General features: G+C 65.0%; 20 protein-coding genes. 6 read left to right on the forward strand and 14 right to left on the reverse strand.

Features of this window, described 5'->3' with window-relative positions; translation table 11 throughout:
- Positions 1 to 663: 663 nt before the first annotated feature.
- Positions 664 to 1425, reverse strand: coding sequence for a sulfite exporter TauE/SafE family protein (locus U0C82_RS09655; RefSeq protein ID WP_322186902.1), 762 nt, complete (start codon positions 1423 to 1425; stop codon positions 664 to 666).
- Between the two features lie 393 nt (positions 1426 to 1818).
- Complete coding sequence (locus U0C82_RS09660) at positions 1819 to 2727, reverse strand: alpha/beta fold hydrolase (protein ID WP_322186903.1); 909 nt, start codon at positions 2725 to 2727, stop codon at positions 1819 to 1821.
- Positions 2728 to 2817: 90 nt separating this feature from the next.
- Between U0C82_RS09660 and U0C82_RS09665 the strand changes: the two genes are divergently transcribed.
- Positions 2818 to 4485, forward strand: a complete 1668-nt coding sequence (locus U0C82_RS09665) for an AMP-binding protein (RefSeq protein ID WP_322186904.1) — start codon at positions 2818 to 2820, stop codon at positions 4483 to 4485.
- Between the two features lie 135 nt (positions 4486 to 4620).
- Here the strand turns inward: U0C82_RS09665 and U0C82_RS09670 are convergent, their stop codons facing one another.
- Complete coding sequence (locus tag U0C82_RS09670; RefSeq protein ID WP_322186905.1) at positions 4621 to 6111, reverse strand: sensor histidine kinase; 1491 nt, start codon at positions 6109 to 6111, stop codon at positions 4621 to 4623.
- A gap of 218 nt (positions 6112 to 6329) precedes the next feature.
- Here U0C82_RS09670 and U0C82_RS09675 point away from each other — a divergent pair, with 218 nt between their 5' ends.
- The gene (locus U0C82_RS09675; RefSeq protein ID WP_322186907.1) at positions 6330 to 7853 is read left to right on the forward strand and encodes an RAD55 family ATPase; all 1524 of its coding nucleotides are present in this window, start codon (positions 6330 to 6332) and stop codon (positions 7851 to 7853) included.
- Positions 7850 to 8212: a response regulator gene (locus U0C82_RS09680; RefSeq protein WP_322186908.1), complete on the forward strand. Its 363-nt coding sequence runs from the start codon at positions 7850 to 7852 to the stop codon at positions 8210 to 8212. Before U0C82_RS09675 ends, U0C82_RS09680 begins: the two co-directional genes overlap by 4 nt.
- Before the next feature lie 236 nt (positions 8213 to 8448).
- Here U0C82_RS09680 and U0C82_RS09685 read toward each other — a convergent pair whose 3' ends face one another.
- Entirely contained in the window at positions 8449 to 9579 is a 1131-nt protein-coding gene (locus tag U0C82_RS09685; RefSeq protein WP_322186909.1) for a hypothetical protein, read from the reverse strand.
- A 215-nt stretch (positions 9580 to 9794) separates the two neighbouring features.
- Entirely contained in the window at positions 9795 to 10421 is a 627-nt protein-coding gene (locus U0C82_RS09690) for a DUF1134 domain-containing protein (RefSeq protein ID WP_322186910.1), read from the reverse strand.
- A gap of 485 nt (positions 10422 to 10906) precedes the next feature.
- Between U0C82_RS09690 and U0C82_RS09695 the strand changes: the two genes are divergently transcribed.
- Together U0C82_RS09695 and U0C82_RS09700 are read left to right on the forward strand one after the other, a co-directional pair.
- Positions 10907 to 11533, forward strand: a complete 627-nt coding sequence (locus tag U0C82_RS09695; RefSeq protein WP_322186911.1) for a histidine phosphotransferase family protein — start codon at positions 10907 to 10909, stop codon at positions 11531 to 11533.
- 164 nt (positions 11534 to 11697) lie between these two features.
- Positions 11698 to 12066: a response regulator gene (locus tag U0C82_RS09700; RefSeq protein WP_322186912.1), complete on the forward strand. Its 369-nt coding sequence runs from the start codon at positions 11698 to 11700 to the stop codon at positions 12064 to 12066.
- A 128-nt stretch (positions 12067 to 12194) separates the two neighbouring features.
- Here U0C82_RS09700 and U0C82_RS09705 read toward each other — a convergent pair whose 3' ends face one another.
- The 8 genes from U0C82_RS09705 to moaA all read right to left on the reverse strand — a co-directional run bounded on the left by U0C82_RS09705 (position 12195) and on the right by moaA (position 19531).
- Positions 12195 to 13070 (reverse strand): NAD(P)-dependent oxidoreductase, encoded by an 876-nt coding sequence (locus U0C82_RS09705; protein ID WP_322186913.1) that lies wholly within the window; start codon positions 13068 to 13070, stop codon positions 12195 to 12197.
- Positions 13071 to 13221: 151 nt separating this feature from the next.
- Positions 13222 to 14037: an ABC transporter permease gene (locus U0C82_RS09710; RefSeq protein WP_322186914.1), complete on the reverse strand. Its 816-nt coding sequence runs from the start codon at positions 14035 to 14037 to the stop codon at positions 13222 to 13224.
- On the reverse strand, positions 14034 to 14735 hold the full coding sequence (locus tag U0C82_RS09715) for an ABC transporter permease (RefSeq protein WP_322186915.1): 702 nt from the start codon (positions 14733 to 14735) through the stop codon (positions 14034 to 14036). The genes U0C82_RS09710 and U0C82_RS09715 overlap by 4 nt, the downstream gene beginning before the upstream one ends.
- A gap of 232 nt (positions 14736 to 14967) precedes the next feature.
- Complete coding sequence (locus U0C82_RS09720; protein ID WP_322186916.1) at positions 14968 to 15762, reverse strand: ABC transporter substrate-binding protein; 795 nt, start codon at positions 15760 to 15762, stop codon at positions 14968 to 14970.
- Positions 15763 to 15916: 154 nt separating this feature from the next.
- A complete protein-coding gene (gene mobA, locus U0C82_RS09725) occupies positions 15917 to 16588 on the reverse strand; it encodes a molybdenum cofactor guanylyltransferase MobA (RefSeq protein ID WP_322186917.1) in 672 nt (223 codons plus the stop codon).
- Complete coding sequence (locus tag U0C82_RS09730) at positions 16585 to 17793, reverse strand: multidrug effflux MFS transporter (RefSeq protein ID WP_322186918.1); 1209 nt, start codon at positions 17791 to 17793, stop codon at positions 16585 to 16587. Before U0C82_RS09730 ends, mobA begins: the two co-directional genes overlap by 4 nt.
- A gap of 192 nt (positions 17794 to 17985) precedes the next feature.
- Entirely contained in the window at positions 17986 to 18471 is a 486-nt protein-coding gene (locus tag U0C82_RS09735; protein WP_322186919.1) for a hypothetical protein, read from the reverse strand.
- Between the two features lie 70 nt (positions 18472 to 18541).
- Positions 18542 to 19531: a GTP 3',8-cyclase MoaA gene (gene moaA, locus U0C82_RS09740; RefSeq protein ID WP_322187409.1), complete on the reverse strand. Its 990-nt coding sequence runs from the start codon at positions 19529 to 19531 to the stop codon at positions 18542 to 18544.
- A gap of 392 nt (positions 19532 to 19923) precedes the next feature.
- On the opposite strand from moaA, the gene U0C82_RS09745 reads away from it, so the two are divergent.
- Positions 19924 to 20289 (forward strand): gamma-butyrobetaine hydroxylase family protein, encoded by a 366-nt coding sequence (locus tag U0C82_RS09745; protein ID WP_322186920.1) that lies wholly within the window; start codon positions 19924 to 19926, stop codon positions 20287 to 20289.
- A gap of 9 nt (positions 20290 to 20298) precedes the next feature.
- Here the strand turns inward: U0C82_RS09745 and U0C82_RS09750 are convergent, their stop codons facing one another.
- A complete protein-coding gene (locus tag U0C82_RS09750) occupies positions 20299 to 20994 on the reverse strand; it encodes an HAD family hydrolase (RefSeq protein WP_322186921.1) in 696 nt (231 codons plus the stop codon).
- Positions 20995 to 21122 lie beyond the last annotated feature (128 nt).

Consider the following 21122-nt stretch of genomic DNA (forward strand, 5'->3'; position numbering starts at 1 on the left):
CACACACACCCACGCATGCGCGCCCACAAAACACGCCCGCGGGCGCACGCGTGCGTCTGTACGCGTGCGTGCGTATGAGGGCGTGCGTGCGTATGCGTCTGTCTGCGGGCATGACGCGGGCGTACCCGGCGCAAAGCCCAGGACACACAATCCCAGGACACCAAGGCGCCCCGCCTCGCTCACCAAAACAAGCCCCGCCCACAAAAACCGCCGCTGCCCATCCAGACGGACAACAAGCCAACAGCACACCCCATTACAAGACCGGGGAAGGGGAAGGGGACAGGCGCCAAGAACGCGCGGGGGGTAAGCCAGGCCCGACGCTTCGGCCAGCCTTGCGAAACCGACAAGCCCGAACGACGTCCAGGCCACCATGGGTCCGAAGGCAGAGCGACCTTCGAGCCCGACGCACATGCACGGCCCGCTCCCCACCCACAGCGCAACACGATGGCGAGCGCGCGGCGCGTGCGCGTCCAAGGGAGAGGGGCCGGCCTGAGGACGGGCAAGGATGGTCGCATGCGGGGCGGAAGACCGGGACCCGACGAGGCCGCGACAGTGAAGGCTTGCGGGACGGTGCTCGACCCGGATCTTCCGCGTGCAGATCCCGCCGTCATTGCAGTCCGACGCGATCTGCCCGACGCAATCGGCGTTCCGACGGGACCCTGTTCACGGCGAGATCAGACCCCAGGTGCCGTCGTGGACGAGTTTGATGCCGACCGGCACCAGGAACGCATAGACGATCCGGTAGAACAGCTCCGGTTTCAGCCGTCTCGCGATCCAGACCCCAAACAAGGTGGCGACGGGTGCGAGCGGCAGGAGCATCAGGGATGTGGCGAGATTTTCGTCGGAGAACTGGCCCAGCAGATAATAGGGCACCAGCTTGACGGCGTTGGTGGCAGCGAAGAAGACGACCGCGGTTCCGGCATAATGCGCCGGAGGAAGCCGGAGCGGCGCGACATAGACCTGAAACGGCGGTCCTCCTGCATGCGCGACGAAGCTGCCATAGCCGGCACACGCGCCCCAGAAGGCCGCGCGGCCACGATGCTGGGGTGCTTCGGTCTCCGCTCCGCGCAAGCGGAACCACCAGTTCGCGACGAACCAGAGCGACAGAAGGCCGATGACGACGCGGATGGCGTCCGGGGGAAAGACGGCGGACGTCGCATAGCCGAGGGCGATCCCGACCATCGAGGCCGGCAGCATCTGGAGAAGGACGGCGCGCGAGACCGTGCCGCGCCATGCAAGCAACGCGATCGCATCCATGACGATCATGATCGGCAGAAGGATCCCGGCCGCGGCGACCGGCGAGATGGCCAGCGCCATCAGGGGCACCCCGAGCAGCGCCAGCGTGCCGCCGAACCCGCCTTTCGACATGCCGACGAGAAAGACGGCGGGAACCGCGGCGACATAGAACCAGGGATCCATGATCATGGAAATCTGCGCGCAGACGCTCCTTCGGGACCGCCGCTCGCACCGTGATCAGCCGCCGGTGCGGGACCTGCGCCAGGAACGGCCGCGATCGCCCGCGCCGTTTCGCGGTCGAAAGCGGATGGTGGTCCGTCTGACGGCGGGAAGATCAAAGCGAAGGACCGGGATCGCCCGCAAGCCGTCCGGCATGCGCGGCGGTCGCGCCCATCTGACGCAACCCGTTCCTGCCGGGCCGACATCATGGCTGCCGGCATGGTCCGACACACACGGGCCGTCCGATGCGGCGAAGCGGGACCGGCCCTTCGTGACCGCCGCCCTTCCAAATCGCACGCCCCCGAATGGACCGGACGATCCCCGCGTCGCCGACTTCGAGACGGCAGCGGACAAGCGGCCCTTCTACGGACGGTCGGCATCGAGAAAATCCGAGATCCGATCGGGCAGCCCCGAGGTTTCGAGGAAGGGTGCGTGGCCCTGGCCCGGGACGGTGTGGGCCGTCAGATCGGGATGGCGCCGGGCCATCTCCTCGACGGTGCTCTTCGACAGAATGCCGGAATGCTCTCCCCGCAGAACCAGGAGGGGCTTGTCCAGAAGGTGATCGAACAGATCCCAGAGTTCGGGCAGCGGCAGATCCGGCGAGAGACCGTCGAGCGTCTCGAGCAGCGTGGGATCGTAGTCGGACACGAGAACGCCGTCCCGCTCGATGAAGAGCGCGCGTGCCTGCCGTTCGAAATCGGCCCGTTCGAGCGCGGGAAAGCTGGGTGCGAACAGGGCTTCGACGGCGTCGGTCGCGCTCGTCCAGTCCGGATGGTCTTGTGCGGCGCGCAGATAGTCGCGAATCTCGAGAAGACCGGCGCTTTCGATCCGGGGTCCCGCATCGTTGAACACGATCCTGCCGATCCGGGGCCCCGCCATCGCGCCGATCAGATGGGTGACGATGACCCCGCGGGACGTGCCGATGAGATCGACGCGTTCGATGTTCAGATGATCAAGTCCGGCAAGGACGTCCCTGGCTTCCTCGGCCGCATTGTAGGCCGCCGGCGCCGGTGCGGCATCGGACAGGCCGCGTCCGCGATAATCGAATGCGATCAGGCAGCGACCGGGATCGCGCGCGCGCATCGCCTGCGCGAAACCATCGAAATCCCGGCTGTTGCGTGTGAGGCCAGGCAGGCAGACGAGGGGGATCTTCGCGCCATCCAAAGCGCCATGGACCCGCATGGCAAGGGTCAGGCCGTCCCGCTCGTAGACATGAACCTCACCCCTTGCGGCCGCCGTTTGGGAGCGTTCGTTCTCGTCGTCGGCGATCATCTTGCAATCTTTCTTCCGGTTTGGTTCGCGCGCGCCTTGCTTCGCGTCATGGGTCGGCTAGGCTGATCGAAAACACAAGAGGAAACACACATGACCGCGCCGTGGCTTCACCAGTACCAAGATGGTGTCCCCCATGAAATGCCCGAGCACCCCTACGGCTCGTTGACCGATCTTCTCGACGAAGCCTTCGAGCGGCACGGCGGGAAGAACGCCTATACGCTGATGGGCGCGACGATGGATTTTGCCACCCTCGACGAAACATCCCGTGCCTTCGCCGCCTATCTCCAGTCGATCGGCCTGAAGAAGGGAGACCGGATCGCGCTGATGATGCCGAACGTGCTCGCCTATCCGGTGGCCGTCGCCGGCGCCTTGCGGGCCGGGCTCGTCGTGGTCAACACCAATCCGCTCTACACCGTGCCCGAACTGATCCACCAGATGAAGGATTCGGGCGCGAAGGCGATCGTCGTCCTCGAAAACATGGCGAAGACCGTCGAGAGCGCCCGGCCGAACACCTCCCTCGACCATGTCATCGTCACCGCGATCGGCGATCTGCAGGGGACGGTGAAGCGCTTCGTGACCAATCTGGTCGTGCGCAAGATCAAGAAGATGGTTCCCGCCTATTCCCTGCCGGATGCGGTGTCGTTCATGGACGCCTTGAAGAAAGGGCGGACGGTCCCGTTCAAGCCGGTGCGCCAGAGCCTCGAGGAAGTCGCCGTTCTGCAATATACGGGCGGCACGACGGGCGTCTCGAAGGGCGCCGCGCTCACCCACGGCAACATCATCTCGAACGTGCTGCAGGTCGAACTCTGGTTCGGCCCGGCGCTGTCGAAGATCAAGCCGGGGGAGACCCTGACCATGGTCTGCGCCCTGCCGCTCTACCACATCTTCGGCTTCTCGGTGAACATGATGCTGTGCATGCGCATGGGCGGGTCGAACATCCTGATCCCCAATCCGCGCGACCTGCCGGCGCTTTTGAAAACCCTCAAGGGCCAGACGTTCCACGCATTTCCGGGCGTCAACACGCTGTTCGGCGCGATCGCGCGGCATCCGGACAGCCGCACGGTGGACTGGTCACCGCTCGTCCTGTCCGTCGGCGGCGGCATGGCGGTCCAGAAGAAGACAGCGGAGATGTGGGAGGCGCTGACGGGCACCTCGATCTGCGAGGGTTACGGCCTCTCCGAGACCGCTCCCGTCGCGTCCGCCAATCATACGCGAGACACGAAATACACCGGGACCGTAGGCTTGCCGCTGCCCGGAACGCAGATGGCGATCCTGTCTGAAGATGGCGACAAACTGCCCCAGGGCGAAATCGGCGAGATCGCCATCAAGGGTCCGCAGGTCATGGCGGGCTACTGGCAGAGACCGGACGAGACGCGCAAGGTCATGACGCCGGACGGTTTCTTCAAGACCGGCGATATCGGCCTGATGGACGAGAACGGCTGGTTCAAGATCGTCGATCGCAAGAAGGACATGATCAACGTCTCGGGCTTCAACGTCTATCCGAACGAGATCGAGGACGTGGTCTCGTGCATGCCCGGAATCGTCGAGGCGGCCGCCGTCTCGACGCCGGACGAAAGCTCCGGCGAGGCCGTGAAGCTCGTTCTCGTGCGCGACGATCCCTCGGTCGACGAGGCGGCGGTCAAGGCTTATTGCCGCGAACACCTGACCGGTTACAAGCGTCCCCGCATCGTCGAGTTCCGCGACGAGCTTCCCAAGACGAATGTCGGCAAGGTGCTGCGCCGCGAATTGCGCGGCTGACGACGCGGGTCGCTGACGGCGATGTCGCCGGTCGACGGAAGCCGGCGGCGCTCGGAGGACGTCGGCGCGCCGGCACGGACCGGCGGCTTGGCGATCCGAGATGAGTGCGTCCCACGTTTTCAGCTTCGCACACGGTCAGTGCGACAGGCTTTCGATGGGGATCTCGAAGTCGATGTGAACGCCGCCAGGGTTCCAGTCAAAGGTGACCTTGCCGCGCATCTGTGCGTTCAAGGTCATGCGGACCAGCTGCGAGCCGAACCCCTTGCCGACGGGCGCCGCCTCGATGGCCGGCCCGCCGCTCTCGCGCCAGGTCAGGAGCAGCCTGTCCCCCTTAATCCTCCAGCCGATCGCCAGGCGGCCGTTCGCCGTGGAAAAGCAGCCGTACTTGCTGGCGTTCGTGGCCAGCTCGTGGAGAACGAGCGAAAACTGCGTGGCCGCGTTCGGGCCAAGCGGAACATAAGCGCCGGACAGAACGAGCTGGTCGCTCGAGCCTTCAGCGATGTGCGGGCCGAGAAGCGTGGCGAGCAGGTCCCGGAACGAGATCTCGCCGATCTGCGCGGTGTCCGTCTCCAGTCTGATTGCGTGCCGGATGAGGTTGTGCGCCGCCGCGAGCGAGCGAAGCCGCCCTTGCATCGCGATCGCCATCTCCCGCGGCGTCTGCGAGTTGCGCGCGGTCATCGACGTCATGGCGCCGAAGACGCTGAAAATGTTCTTGATGCGATGATCGAGCTCGCGCACGAGGACCTGGCGGGCATCCGTGATCCTGCGCTCGGCGGTCACGTCGCGGAAGAACACGGTCAGCATTCCCTCCCGCGGATAGGAACGCGCCTCGAACCATCGGTTCAATCGCGGATAGTGGGCCTCGACCAGCTGCGGCTGCCCGCTGCCGATGGCGTCGAGATAGCTGATCCGGAAGGGATCGCCTTCCGCATCGTCGAAGACGTCCCACAGGACCCGGCCTTCCATCGGCACTTCGAGCATCAGGAGCTTGCGGGCGTTCTCGTTGGTGTAGAGCACGGTCCAGTCGCCGTCGAGCATCATCACGCCGTCGCTGGTGCTTTCGAGGATCATCGAGAGGAGATCCCGGCTGCTTCGCGCCTGATCCTCGGCCTGTCGGCTCCGATCCATCTCGATGCGCAGCCGGATCTCGCTCTGGACGCCGGCCGCGATGTCGCGCAGCGTCGCGATCTCGGTTTCGGTCCATTGGCGCGGCTTCGTCTCGATCGCGCAGAACGAGCCGAGAATGTTCCCGTCCGCATCGCCGATCGGCATGCCGAGATAGGCGATGACGCCGAGATCTTGGATCGAGGGATTGTCCCTGACACGCGCGTCCTGTCTTGCATCCGCAATGACCAGTTCTTGACCCGACGTCACGACATGTTGACAGAACGAATGGGACAGCGGTGTCTCGCGCGCGTCCGACACGTCGTCGGGCAGTCCGAGTTCCGCCTTGAAGAACTGGCGCCGGTTGTCGACGAGCGAGAACAGGTTGACGTCGGTTTGCAGTAGGCTGCTCGCAAGCCGCGTCGCACGGTCGAATATCGGCTCCCGCTCGGAGTCCATCAGACCCGATGCATGCAGGGCGGCAAGGCGGACAGAGTCTGAAAGCGCGTCTTTGTCCGACATGGGGGTCAATGGCCGTCGTGGTTCGTGGAGGGTGTAGACGTAAGGAGCAATGCGGCTCGAGGGCCGAGATGTAGCGGTTCGCGCCGGATTCAAGCAATGGAAATTCGGTGGCCGTTTCAAACTCATGCGCCACATAGACACGAGGCCACGGAGGCTGGCCGCCGCTGCGATGCAGAAGACCGGCGGCGGGGACGGAACAGGGGCGGGGCTCGAACGGCGTGACAGATGACGAAACAAACGATTTCAACGCGAAGCGGGAATCGAATGGTGGCCTTCGTCCGCTGAAACGTCTTCCGAGTTTCGTACCCGGTTTCGACGACATTCTGTGCGGCGGCCTTGTCGAGGGCTCGAGCTATATCGTCCAGGGCGATCCGGGGACAGGAAAGACCATCCTCGCCAACCAGCTCGCCTTCGCTCTGGCGCGCAGGGGCGACAAGACGCTCTACATGACGCTGCTGTCCGAGAGCTTCACCCAGATGTTCGGTTTCCTGCAGTCGATCGCGTTCTTCGACATGTCCGAGGTCTCCAGGCGCATCTGGTATTCCAGCGTCTTCACGACCGTCCGGGAGGAAGGGTTCGCAAGCCTGCTCAAGCTGATCCATCGCGAAATCCGCACCCATTCGCCGACCATGATCGTGATCGACGGCGTGTTCATTCTGGACGAGCTGAAGGTCGATCCGAATGCCACGCATGATTTTCGCCGGTTCCTCAACGATTTGACGGCGCTCACCTCCCAGAGCGGCGTCACCCTGCTTCTCCTGACCAATTCGTCGCGAAAGCCTTCGTCACCCGAATATACGATGGTCGACGGCTGGATTGAGCTGTCCGACGATCTGGAGGCCGAATCGCCACGCCGCTTTCTTTGCGTCCACAAGCACCGCGGCGGGCCGATCCTGCGCGGCCAGCACGACTACCGGATCTCGGACACCGGCTTCACCGTCTATCCCAAGCTGGAGACGCTGGCACCGCGAACCCCCAACCGGAAGACGTCCGAGGGGGCGCTGTCCACCGGGATCGACAGTCTCGACACCATGCTCTGCGGTGGTTTTCCTGCCGAGTCCGCGACCGCCCTGGTGGGACCCACCGGCAGCGGCAAGACCACCATCGGCATGCAATATCTCGCGGCTTCGACGCCGGATGAAAAGGGGCTGTTCTTCGGCTTCTACGAATCGCCGGACCGGATCTGCAAACGGGCCGATAAGATCGGCGTGAAGCTCCGGCCGCTCGTCGACAGCGGCGTCGTCAAGATGATCTGGCAGCCGCCCTTCGACAACATCCTCGACGATCTGGGACGCCAGATCGTCGAGGCGGTCGTCGAACACGGCGCCAAGCGTGTCGTCATCGACGGTCTCAACGCCCTGCAGCGTCCGTTGAACGAGAAGGCGCGGCTGCATGGCTTCCTGCGGGCGCTCAACCAGCTGATCGCGGCCGCCGGGGCGACGATCGTCTACACGCGGGAGGTCCCGCAGCTCTTCTTTCCCAGCGTCCTGTCCAACGACGATCTGTCCGGCCTGATCGATAATACGATCCTGCTGCACTACGAATTGAGCGACGGTGCGATCGGCCAGCGCATCGGCATCCTGAAGGTTCGCGACAGCGATTTCGATCACCGCTCCCTGCCGTTCCAGATTTCGAGCGGCGGCATGACGATCGATCTCAGCCTTGGAGCCGGGCGCATGAACCGTGGAGGCGAGACCGCCGGCGGCGGGCAGCCGGCCTCCGGCCAGGGCGCCGGATCATGAGCAACAAGTGCGTTCTGATCGTCGAGGACGAATCGATGCTGCTGCTGTTCGCGTCCATGGCGCTCGAGGACGAGGGCTACCACGTCCATGTCGCGGCCAACGGACGCGAGGGGCTGCGGATCGCCCGCGAGCAAAAGCCGGACGTCATCATCACCGATTACATGATGCCCGAGATGAACGGCATCGTCATGATCCAGACGCTTCGCGACGAGGGCGTGATGGTGCCGTGCGTCGTCACCACGGCGATCCCGCGCGATCAGCTTCCGGACAATGCGGAAAGCGTCATCAACTTCTATATCGGGAAACCCTATAACGAGCCGGAGCTCGCTTCGATCGTCCGCACCGCACTGGCGGGCTGAGCGCAAGGACCGGTGGCCCCGGGGTGGACGATCCGCAAGGCGTCGCCGCCTGCCTCTCCATGTCGACCATGACGGGCGGCGTCGGGAGCCGATGGCCGGCATGCGGATGGGTTCGAGCGGCGCGGGCCCGACAGGCTCTGGCGATGAATCAGCATCGCCTGAGCCTGTAAGTTTATCGTTTGACGCGCCGGGTCGATCGAAAAACCGGATTTGACTTTTTCGCCCGTCGCTCTCGCCTATTCCGCGGCTTCGCTGTCGCGCTGGCGGCGGCGCAGGGCATGGACGCGGCCCGCGAGACTGCGATCGTCCGAGGCGTCGGAGGCGCTCGACGCCAGCATCGCTTCGATGGGCGAGGACGCGCCTTCCCGCCGTGCGGCCATGTCGATGACTTCGGCGGCGATATTGGCGATCTCCTCGCGCAGGGCGGCTGGATCCCGAATGGCTTCGAGCGCCCTGTTGTCGGCAAGATCGTGTCGCACGGCCCGGTCGCGCCCGGTGTCCATCGGGATCGCCGCCGCGACGAGGGCCGCAGGAAGCGGTTCGTCGTCCGGCGCCACGTCGCGGGTTTCCAATCCGGGTCGCTCGTCCTCGCCGGGTCCGGAGGCTTCGGCGGGCGAGCGCGCTCGGCCTGAGCGTCCAAACATCCGCTCGATCTGGTCGTCCCGGTCCGCAAGAAGGCCCGTCAGACGGGTGACCTTGTCATCGAGGCGCTGGTTGGTCGCCCGCTCCTTCGCCAGTTGGGCGCGAAGCCCCTCGACCTCGTGCGAGAGGCGATCGGCCTGGTTCGCATTCTCGCGCGAGCGGCGTTCCAGATTGCGCAGCTCGTCCGACAGCTCGTCGTTGCGCGTCTCGAGCGAAATGATCTGGACCTTCCGCTCGTTGGCGATGTCCGTCATGTCCTCGAACCGCCGTCCGAGATCCTCGAATTCCTCGATCCGGATGCGCAGGTCGTGATGGACCTCGCGCAGTTCGCCATCGACCGCATCGGCTTCCGATTCCCGCTTCGACAGGGTCATGTTCAGCTCTTCGAGCTCGCCCATCTGCTGGGCGACCTGCTTGGTCAGGGCCTTGGTGCGCGCCTTCAGCTCGGCGTTCTCGCGCGTCACGCGGCCCGCATCGGCCCGTTCGAGGGCGGCGCGCTGTTCGCGTTCTTCCGATGCGATTTCACGCCGCCGCGCTTCGAAGGCGGTCTGGGCCCGAAGATGATCGTAGGTACCCTGGATCTCCCGGGCACTGACCGGAATGGTCGCCTCGAATTCCTGCCGGGCGATCGTGCGCGCGCGTTTCCAGACCAGCGGCGCCGTGAGAAGCGCTGCGAGTAGGGCGAGCAGAAACCCGAAAGCGAAGGTGAGCGCTGCGGTGATCATGGGTGGGCCGCTTCCTAAACCGAATGCCTCAAGATAGGACGCCCGTGTCGATTTATCTTCCCCCAAACGGCGAACTGGTCAACGAAACATCTCAACCTGTTGCGAGATTGCGCTTTTTTGCGATCGGAGCCCGTCATGTCGAATTGCCGCCATGTGGCAGATCGGATGCCGGATCGCCGCTCGACGAGACGGCGCCGTACCGTTCCGAACCGTGATCAGAACGGGTTCCAGGTCGGCGCCGGCGTCAGCTTGAGATAGCCGATATTGACGCCGAGGCGGGCGCCGAGGCCGGTCTTGATCGGAACGATCATCACGTTCTCCCGCTTGAGGCCGGTCATGCCGAAGCCGCCCACCAGATAGGCGGTGCCGGTGATGCCGCCATAGCGGCCGAACAGGGCTTCGACGGACGGCAGGTCGTAGACCAGCATCATGGTGCGTGCGCCGTCTCCGCCGACGTCCAGGCCGATGGAGGGGCCCTGCCAGAACACCCGGTGCTTGCCGGCGTTCTTGGTGTAGAGGACGCCCTCGCCGAAGCGAACGCCGCCGATGAAGGCGCCCGAACCTTCCTCGCCGAGAATGTAGCCGTTGGGCAGGCCGTAGCTCTGGATCGCCTGCTGCATGAGCTGGGCGAGGCCGCCGGATGTCGCACCGAAGAACTGATGGCCGGACCTTACGACCTCGTCGAACGAATAATCTCCGCCACTTTGTTGGGGCGCCGCCTGCGGTGCGCCATATTGCGAATTGTTCGCATACTGGGCCTTCGCGCGATCGGGCTGGTAGGCGAGTGCGGCCGCGGTCAGGCCGAGAGCGATGGCGGCGAGATGACTGGTTGCCTTGAACATGGACAGTGGATCCCCGTTGCCGGCGAGGCGCAGCTTCACCGCGCGGCCGTGTGCCTTCTGCGTCCATATGAAATTGTTAAGGTTGCAAAACCTTTAACGGACGGACGGTGCCCGCCGGCCGAGCGAGGCTCGACGCCGCGAACCGCCGCGGTGGAAGCGGGCCGCACGCTGCGACGCCGCTCCCGGCGATGCCGGACGAGCGGACCTTCGACCCTGTCCTGGCCGCGACGCAAGGAAGGGTTAACCCTGCCGCGCTAGGACAGACGGAAATGTGGGCGGATATGGCGCCGTCGCCGGAGATCGCGCGTCGGACCATGAAACGTTACACGGACAGGCGCCCGCGCGTGCGGGTGATCCCCTAGTGCGAAATGCGATAAGTCTGGATCGACATTTCGCTCTAACTATTTGTTTTTCCGCATGATGTTGTCCGAAAAGTCATGCAACTTTTCGGCATCATGCTCTAGCGAAACGTCGAGGAACGCGCGATGAACACGATACCTGACCTGTCTTCAGCCGATCTCGCAGCCCTCTTGTCCAGCAAGATCTGCCACGACATCATTTCTCCGGTCTTCGGTATCCAGAGCGGCCTCGAGCTTCTCGACGACATGCCGGACGATGCCGAATCCATGGGTCTCGTGCGCAATTCCTGCAAGGCGGCGGTCGGCAAGCTGCAATTCGCCCGCATGGCCTACGGCGCGTCCGGATCGCAGGCCGCGACCATCGATCTCAACGATGCCAGGACCGTCGCCGACGGTTACATGGCGCACGAGAAGCCGGATCTCGTCTGGTCGGGCAAGCCGGGATACGTCCCGAAGAACTTCGTCAAGGCGATCCTCAATCTGGTGGTCCTGGCCAGTTCCAGCATCAGCCGTGGCGGCGAGGTGAAGGTGGAGATCGAATCCGCCGATCCCTGCCGTGCGAGCGTCACCGCCACCGGCCAGCGTATCCGGCTGCAGCCCGACGTCGTCGCCCTGATCGACGGCAGCTTCCAGGGCGAGGCGATCACCGCGCAGACGATCCAGCCCTATTACATGCTGTTCCTGGCCAACGAGGCGGGGCTCACCGTCAGCCACGAGATCGGCGAGGGCGTCGTGAAGTTCACGATCGGATAGCACCGGTCCCGCGCGAGCGAGACCGGCCTGGCGCGTCCGCGGTCATCGATACGGTTTGGCAAGCATCGCGCGTCTAGGATGGCGGCGAGGATGATCGGCGATCGTCGGTCATCCTGCGGTTTCGCAGTAGTTTGGGATTTGAAAGCGTCATGCCGACCTGTTTGATGTTCGACGATATGCCCGTGATCCTCAAGATCGGCGAGCGTCTCCTGACCCAGGCCGGGTACGAGGTGACGACCGTCGGGACGATCGACGAGGTCGCCCGTCATATCGAGACGAATGGATGTGCCGATCTGATGATCCTGTCGGGAACCGGCAGCGCCACCGGGATCGGCGAACTGATCAGGTCCGTGCGCGATCGTCTCGGCGGCAAGCGGCCGGTTATTCTCGTCTCCGTCATCGATCGGGCGATCGGACCTTTGATGCGGTATCGCCGCGCGGGCGCGAACGGCATCTTGCTGAAACCGTTCGACGCGGACGGATTTCGCGACACCATCGCCGTCCACACCCGCAGTGCGGAACTGGCGGCCTGACCGTTCTAGGCCGCCGGCTTCGCACCACTTCCTGATGGCCATCGGACGGAAAGGCGGAAAGGCGGAAAGGCGGCGCAAGGCCCGAGGAACCCGAGCGTTTCCTGCGCCGCCCGGGCACTCGAACCGGTTCAGTCCGGCTTTTTCAGCCGTGCCAGAAGTGCCGACGTGTCCCAGCGCTTGCCGCCCATGGCTTCCACCTCCGCATAGAACTGATCGACGAGCGCCGTCACCGGGAGCTGCGAGCCGTTCCGTCTGGCCTCGGCAAGGCACATTCCGAGATCCTTGCGCATCCATTCGATGGCGAAGCCGTGCTCGTATTGGCCGGCATTCATGGTCTTGTAGCGGTTTTCCATCTGCCAGGAGCCGGCCGCGCCCTTGGAGATGACGCCGACCACCTTCTCGATGTCCATCCCGGCGTTCTGGCCGAAGGCGATCGCTTCCGACAGGCCCTGGACGAGACCGGCGATGCAGATCTGGTTCATCATCTTGGTGATCTGGCCGGAGCCGACATCGCCCATGAGGCCGACCATCTTGGCATAGCTTTCGATCACGGGGCGCGCCGCATCGAAATCGTCCTGCTTGCCGCCGCACATCACGGTGAGCTGGCCGTTCTCGGCGCCCGCCTGGCCGCCGGACACCGGCGCGTCGATGAACTTCACGCCCTTTTTCCCGCAGGCGTCGGCCAGTTCCCGCGCAAGCTCGGCCGAGGCGGTGGTGTTGTCGATCAGCGTGGCGCCGCTCTCCATGCCGGCCAGAACCCCGTCGTCGCCGTAGACGACCGACCGCACGTCGTCGTCGTTGCCGACGCACATGAAGACGAACTGCGCGCCGCTCGCCGCCTCCCGCGGTGTCGCGGCATGAGATCCCCCGTGTTCGCCGGCCCATTTCTCGGCCTTGGCGCTCGAACGATTCCAGACGGTGACGTCGTGGCCGCCCTTGTTCTTCAGGTGCCCAGCCATGGGATAGCCCATGACGCCCATGCCGATGAATGCGGTTCTAGCCATGCTGTCTCGCTCCTTGCTGTTGTTTTGACACCGTCCTTAGCGGACCGGGCGCGGGAGCGAAAGCGTGGGAAAGTCCAGCGTTGCACGCATGGATCGCGTTACGCCCACCTGGAGAGGGGGCGAGGGGTTGGTTCGGCGTCGCGCTTGCGATCTATCGTTTCAGGTGCCGGGTCAGGCGCGCCTCGGCAAGGTTGGTCAGGCGCCGCAACACCTCCACCAGCACGAGGTAGAGCACGGCCGCCCAGACATAGGTCTGGATGTCGAAGGTCCGCGAATAGGCCTGCCGCGTGATGCCGAAGAGGTCGTAGACCGTGATGATGGCGACGATCGCCGACGCCTTGATCATCAGGATGATCTCGTTGGCGTAGGGGCGAAGCGCGACGATCATCGCCTGGGGCAACACCACCTTGAAGAAGATCACGGTGCGCGAAAGCCCGAGGGAGCGTCCGCCTTCCCACTGGCCCTTCGGCACGCTCTCGATCGCCCCGCGCAGGATCTCGGCCTGATAGGCGGCCGAATTCAGCGCCAGCGAGAACAGGGCGCAGAACCAGGCTTCCCGGAAGAACCACCACAATCCGATGGTTTCGAAGAAGGCGCGAAATTCGCCGAAGCCGTAATAGACGAGAAAGATCTGCGCGATCAGCGGCGAGCCGCGAAAGAAGTAGACGAAGACGAAAGCCGGTACGCGCACGAATCGCGTGTCCGCCATGCGCGCCAGCGCCACCGGGAGCGACACCACGGCCCCGCAGGCAAAGCTGGCAAGGACGAGCGTGACGGTGACCCAGAGGCCTTCTAGATAAGGCAGGCCATATCGTGAAAAGAGGTCGGGATTCCAGTTGCGAAGGATGTAGAGAACGATGCCGACCGCGACGATGGCCCAGACAGAGGCGAACACGATGCCGGCGGGGCCGATGCGCCTTCGCGTCCCGGTATCCGGGGCGGAGGACGAGACGAAGACATCGGTCATCGTGCGGCCTCGCCGCGCTTCGACCAGCGATCGATGCCGCCAATGGCGATCGAGGAGATCAGGGTGAGGGCAAGGTACAGCCCGATCGCCGTTCCGAAGAACAGGAAGGGTTCGCGCGTGACGCGCGCGGCGATCTGCGCCTGGCGCAGGATATCGGCAAGGCCGATGACGGAGACGAGGGCCGTGTCCTTGAGAAGGTTCATCCACAGATTGGCAAGGCCGGGCAGGGCGATGCGGATGAGCTGGGGAAAGATGACGAGACGCATCGTCGTGGCGTAGCCGAGCCCCAGCGCGCTCGCCCCCTCGTACTGGCCTTTCGGAATGGCCCTGAAGGCGGACAGGAACACCTCCGATGCGAAGGCGGCGAAGACGAAGCCGAGCGCGACCATGCCGGAGACGAAACTCGACAGCGCGATATCGGGCAGGCCCGTCGCATCGCTCATGCTCTTCAGCGCGCTGTTGACGCCGAAATAGACCAGGAACAGCGTCAGGAGTTCGGGGAGCCCGCGGAAGATCGTCGTGTAGACGTTGGCCGACACGAAGAGCAGCCGGTCGCCGGACTGCTTGGCGAGCGACAGGAGAAAGCCGGCGAACAGTCCGATCGGCAGGGTGCAGAGCGCCAGCGACGCCGTGACGAAGACGCCGGTGGCGAGTTCGTCGCCCCAGCCCGTGTCGCCGAAGGCGAGATGGCTCAACATGTCCACGCGGCGCCTCCGACCCGAGCCTCGATGGCGACGGGCACCTGCGTCCGGGCCACCTGTCCGACCTTGCCGCCAGGGAAAGCGGCCATCGCTGCGCTCCCGCGCGTTGAGATCACGTGATCGACAAGTCCGCGGACCGACGGCGCGGCGCGAACGTCAGAGAGCCGGCGTGGAGCGTTCCACGCCGGCCTCTTCATGCCTGACAAAGCCGGAAACGCCGGCATGGGCCCTATTCGCCGTAGACGTCGAAGTCGAAATACTTGTCCTGGATCGTCTTGTAGGTGCCGTCCTCGCGAATCGCGGCGATCGCGTCGTCGATCATGCCCTTGAGCTTGTCGTCGCCCTTGCGAAGACCGACGCCGATGCCCTGGCCGTAGATGGCGGGATCGGCCTTCAGCGTGTCGAGGAGCTTGCAGCAGGCGCCGGCATCGCTCTTCAGCCATTCGTCGAGAACGATGATGTCGTCGAGCACCGCATCGACGCGGCCGCTCTCGATATCGAGCTTGTATTCCTCGGCGGAGGGGTACTGGCGCACCTCGGCGTCGGGGAAATATTCCTGCGCCGCGCGGGCGTGGGTGGTGGAGACCTGGGCGCCGATCGTCTTGCCGGCGAGATCGTCCGGCGATGTGCCGGCAATGTCGGAATCCTTCGGCACGGCAAGGGCCGGCGGCGTGCTGTAATATTTGTTCGAGAAGGCGATCTGTTCCTCGCGCTCGGGCGTGATCGACATGGAGGCGATCAAAGCGTCGAAATTGCCGTTCTGGAGCGCCGGAATCATGCCGTCCCATTCCTGCGTGACGAAGGTGCACTCGGCCTTCATCTCGGCGCACAGCGCCTTCGCGATATCCACGTCGAAGCCCTGCAATTCGCCGGACGCATCGAGGAAGTTGAAGGGCGGGTAGGCGCCTTCGGTTCCCACGACGATCGTCGACCAGTCCTTGCCGGCGTCACCGTCCTGGGCAAGGGCGGGTGCGGCGGTCAGGAGAGTCGCTGTCACGAGGGCGGATGTCAGGAGTTTCAGCATGAAGGCCTCTTGGGTCTCGGATTTGAAGGGTTCGGCGTTGCCGCCGCATAGACGATTCGCGCGGCACCGCCTCTTTGGAAGGCATGGCGCGGATTGTGGCAATGGTGGCATGGAAATCGGGACGAACACAATCGATTCCCTGTCGCGCATACAGTCACCCGAAGCGATCTTCGGCGCGCGAAAGATCGTCCAGCGTGTTGATGTTGAAGAACGGGTCGTCCGGCGCTGCGTCCGTCCCGTCGCCGAAAGGCACGGTGCGGTAGCCGGCATGATCGAGAAACGCGCGCAGGGCACGCGGCCGTTCGTCGTCGAGCCATTGCGACAAGGTCGACAGAAGCGCGACCGGCCAGAGCGCGACGGTGGGATGGAGCCGCCCGCCATGGCGCGCGACGACGATCTCGGTGGGCGTCGCTTCGGCGAGAAGCCGGTCCTTGAGGGTCTGCGGCAGAAACGGCGTATCCGACGGCACGACGATCACATGGGACGCCGCATCCTCTTCCGCGTCGTGGGCGTGCCAGGCAAGACCGGCTTCGATGCCGGCGAGCGGTCCCTCGAAACCGGGGCGCAGATCGGGCGCGACCCCATCGCCGAAGGCGTCGAACGTCCCGTCGTCCTGGGCGTTGATCACGACGGGATCGAGATCGGCGAGCCTGTCCAGGACATGGGCGATCAACGGGCGTCCGGCGAGCATCCGCAGCGGCTTGGGAATGTCCCCGCCCATCCGCGATCCGCGCCCGCCGGCCAATATGATGGCGCCGATTCGCGCGGCCGTCGGCTGCGCGCGTACCGCGAGCGTGCCCTTCACGATCAATCCTCCAGCGCTCATTCTTCGCTCACGCGGGGCGCAACAAGCGAGAAGACCAGGGCGATTCCGGCCGGGACCAGCATCACCAAGGCAAGGCTCGTCGCCGCATGGGGACCGACCGCGAACGCGGCGGCGATCGAGGAGGCGACGGCCCCGAGACCGATCTGGCTCGATCCGAGCAGTCCGGCCGCAGCGCCCGCGGCCTCCGTCCTGACGCTGACGCCGCCGGCCGTCGCCGAGGGGAGCGTCATGCCGTTGCCGATGCCGAGGAGGATCATGGGTCCGAAGAGCGTCAGGGCGGAGAGGTAGCCGAACAGGATCGGCACGAGGACGATCAGCGTCGAGACGAGCGTCAGGCTCGAACCCATCACCATCATCCGCTTGATGCCGACGCGTTCGGAGATGCGTCCCGTCACGAAGTTGCCGATCGCGTAACCGAGCGGGCAGAGGATGAACCAGATGCCGTATTCGGCCGGCGACAGGCCGAGCAGTTCGACGGACACGAAGGTCGCGCCGCCCAGGAAGCCGAAGAAGGACGCCGTGATGAACGACCCCGCGCCGGCATAGATCCAGAAGCTCGGCTCCGACAGGAGCTTGCCATAGCCCGACAATTGCCGCGTGAAGGGTGCGCCGAGGTTCGGGTTCGTCTCGTTGAGGTCGACGATGACGAAGGCGAGCGTGACGATGCCGAGAGCCATCAGGAGCCAGAAGACGCTGCGCCAGCCGAGCAGCGTGTCCATGAAGCCGCCGATGGCCGGGCCGATCATCGGCGCGACCGCAAGGCCCATCGTCACGTAACCGATCATCGCCGCCGAACGCTGGCGCGAATAGACGTCGCGCACGATGGCGCGCGACAAGGCGATGCCGGTCGCCGACGCCGCCTGGATGATCCGGCCGGCGAGGAACCAGCCGATCGTCTCGGCGAACAGGCAGAGCGCGGTGCCGGCAAGAAACAGCACCATGCCGCCGATGATGACCGGGCGCCGTCCGAAGCGATCGGAGAGGGGGCCGGCGACGATCTGCAGGACGGCGACGGCGACGAGGTAGAGCGAGAGCCCGAGGCCGACCGTCGGACCGTCCGTTCCCAGCGCATCGGCGATGGTCGCCATGGATGGAATGAAGATGTTGATGGCGAGCGGCGAGATGGACGAGGCGACCATCAGCGTGACCAGCATCGGCTTCCTGGCGATGCGGTCGTCCGTTCCAAATGTGTCCGCGGGGGTCAAGACGGCTCCGGTGTGGCGCTTCGTTCGGGTTCAGCCGCGTCTTTTTCAGCTAAATCACGTCCGCGCAACCGGCCCGGCGAACACGCGTTCGTGCACCGGTCCCATGCTTGTCGATCCATGGCGATCGCGCGGATGCCGCCGCATCGCGATCGTGTCCGGCGTCTCGACCGGTGCCGGGCGAGACGCCCCGTTCTATCCCTCGACGGACCGCGAGGGGCCGCGAAGGCTGTTGGTGATGTCCCCGACGATCGGATCGTAGGTCTCGCGAACCTCTTCGGGATAGCGGATCGAGACCGAATGGACGAGATCGCCGCGCAGGATGTAGCGCTCGTAGAAGATCCGGCCGTCGCGATAGCCGGACACCACGGCCCAGCGCTTGCCGGAGGCCTCGTAGGTCACGTCGTCCGTAGCGGCTCTGCTCGCGATGATGGACCGGGCCGTCTCGCCGCCGGCGTTCGCCCTCGCATAGACGAAGATTTCCGCTCCGTTGGGCGCGCTCCATCCCAGCCCGTCGCCGCTCTGGGGCGCGGGCAGGGGATCGGGGAACAGTTCGGACGGGAACGTCGCGCTCGTGCCGTATCGCTCGTTCTCGTAGGTGAGATCGGCCGCGCCCGCCTCCGCGCTCGCACTCAAGCCGACGAACAGGGCCGCGGCCATCATGGTCTTGTTGCCTAACATTGATCGGGGCCTCCTGACTGTGATCCTGTCCCCCCATCGCAAAGCGGCGATTAACCCGCGCTGAACAGGTCTATCCGCCGGTGACGCTCATATGGCGCGACACGGCCGGCGTACGCGTCTTGCGGTCGATGACGAAATCGTGCCCCTTCGGCTTTCGCGAAATCGCGTCATCGATCGCCTGCGCCAGGCCTTCATTGCCTTCCGAGGCGCGCAAGGGCGCGCGCAGATCCACCGCATCGTCCTGGCCGAGGCACATGAACAGCGTTCCCGTACACGTGACCCGCACCCGGTTGCAGCTTTCGCAGAAATTGTGGGTCATCGGCGTGATGAAGCCGAGCCGGCCGCCGGTCTCGGCCACTTCCACGTAGCGGGCGGGGCCGCCGGTCTTGTAGGGAATATCGTTGAGCGTCCAGCGCTGCGAGAGATCTGCGCGGACCTGGCTGAGCGGCAGGTATTGGTCGGTCCGGTCCTCGTCGATCTCGCCCATCGGCATCGTCTCGATCAGCGTCATGTCCATGCCGCGGCCATGCGCCCACGTGATCATGGACGGGATCTCGGCATCGTTGAAGCCCTTGAGGGCGACGGCGTTAAGCTTGACCTTGAGGCCGGCGTCCTGAGCGGCGTCGATGCCTTCGAGAACCTTCTTCAATTCGCCCCAGCGGGTGATCGAGCGGAACTTGTCGGCGTCGAGCGTGTCGACCGAGACGTTGATGCGCCTGACGCCCGCCGCAGCGAGATCGCCGGCGAAACGCTTCAGCTGCGATCCGTTGGTCGTCAGCGTCAGTTCCTCGAGCGCACCCGTTTCCAGATGCCGCGACAGGGAGCGGATGAGATACATGATGTTCTTGCGCACCAGCGGTTCGCCACCGGTCAGCCGCAGCTTCCTCACGCCCTTGGCGATGAAGGTCGAGGACAGGCGGTCGAGTTCTTCGAGTGTCAGGAGATCGCGCTTGGGCAGGAACTCCATGTCCTCGGCCATGCAGTAGACGCAGCGAAAATCGCAGCGATCCGTGACCGAGACCCGCAGATAGGTGACGTGCCGGCCGAACGGATCGATCATCTCGCCGCGTTCGGACGATCCGAAGCCGGCAAGATCGGTCCTTGCGCCGCCAGGCCGCACCTCGATCGCGTCTGCCGCCGGTCTGAAGGACGGGACACCATCCTGTTTGAAGAGCGTTGTCTTGGTCATGGATCGCTTATAACAGACTGGGCCGCTTCGAGTAATCCCGAGTTGCCGCCGCAGTCCCCGCTGGGGTTTCCGGTCTTCCCACATGTGGACGGCCCGGCGCTCCGTTCAACCGGCAGCAGCTCCGGCGGGCGTGTTTCAGGACGTGAAAATAAGCCTGCGGGCTTGCCGTCGTGGCCGGCTGCGTCCATTCGTCGAGAAGAGGGACAGGCTGCATCGGACCGCGATGGTCGCAGCGCCCGACCGTTCATTGCAAGGACACGCCCATGATCGCGCGCCAGACACCCCCGAGCGAAATCCGCGTTTCGAAGGACCGGCGCATGCTCACGCTCGCCTGGCCGCAGCAGGAGAGCATCGCGCTTTCGGCGGAATATCTGCGCGTCCATTCCCCGTCGGCCGAGGTGCGCGGGCACAACGAGGCCGGCCGCAAGACGCAATTCGGCAAGCGGGACGTTTCGATCACCGACATCCAGCCGGTCGGCAATTATGCGATCAAGATCAGCTTTTCCGACGGCCACGATACCGGGCTCTTCTCCTGGACCTATCTCGCCGAGCTTGGCCGGGACGAGGACCAGAAATGGGCCGCCTACCTCACGGAGCTGGACGAGAAGGGCCTCTCGCGCGACGCGTGAGCGCGGCGATCAGATCTCGCCGAATTCGGCAAGCGCCTCGACGGTCGCCGGCAGGTCGCGCAACCGCTTGATGACGGTGGTCGCGCCGGCTTCGGTCAGCGCGTCGGCGTGTCCCGGATAGCTGTGACTTGCGCCGGTGAAGCCGATGACGCGGCAGCCGGCGGCGCTGGCGGCCGCAACGCCGTGCACCGAATCCTCGATCACGAACGCCTCGGCCGGCGCGACGCCGAAGGTCTTGCAGGCGTGCAGGAACACGTCGGGGGCGGGCTTGGCCTTCTTCGTGCCGACCTCGCGTGCCGGAAACACGTGACCGGTGAAATAGTCCCACAGGCCCACATGTTCGAGTTCGATTTCGAGGCGGCCTGAGGTCGAGTTCGAGCAGATGCAGGTGGGAACGCCGCGCTCGGCGAACGTCTCGATCGCTTCGCGCGCCCCGGCCAGTTCCTCCACCTCCTCGCCGAGCCGGCGGTCGATCTCGGCATCGGCGCGGTCGATGAGGCTGGCCGACAGAGGCTGCCCGGATTCTTCGCTGATCCTGTCCAGAATCACGGGAAATGTCAGGCCCGCGAAGCGGATGGCGAGTTCCTCCGCCGTCATCTCGATCCCGTATTCGGCGATCAGCTTCGCCTCGACGTCGGCGGCGATGATCTCGCTGTCGACGAGCACGCCGTCGCAATCGAAGATCATCAGTGGAGGCATGGGCATGGGACGGGTTCCTCGGCGCGGCTTCACGTTTGGCGCTGCCCTATCATGGCGGACCTGCCACCGCAAAGCGTCCGGTCGGACGATGCTGGCCGTGAAAATTTCCAGCGTCCTTCACCGGTTGTTTACCC

This window comes from Fulvimarina uroteuthidis, assembly GCF_034321785.1.
GTDB lineage: Bacteria > Pseudomonadota > Alphaproteobacteria > Rhizobiales > Rhizobiaceae > Fulvimarina > Fulvimarina uroteuthidis.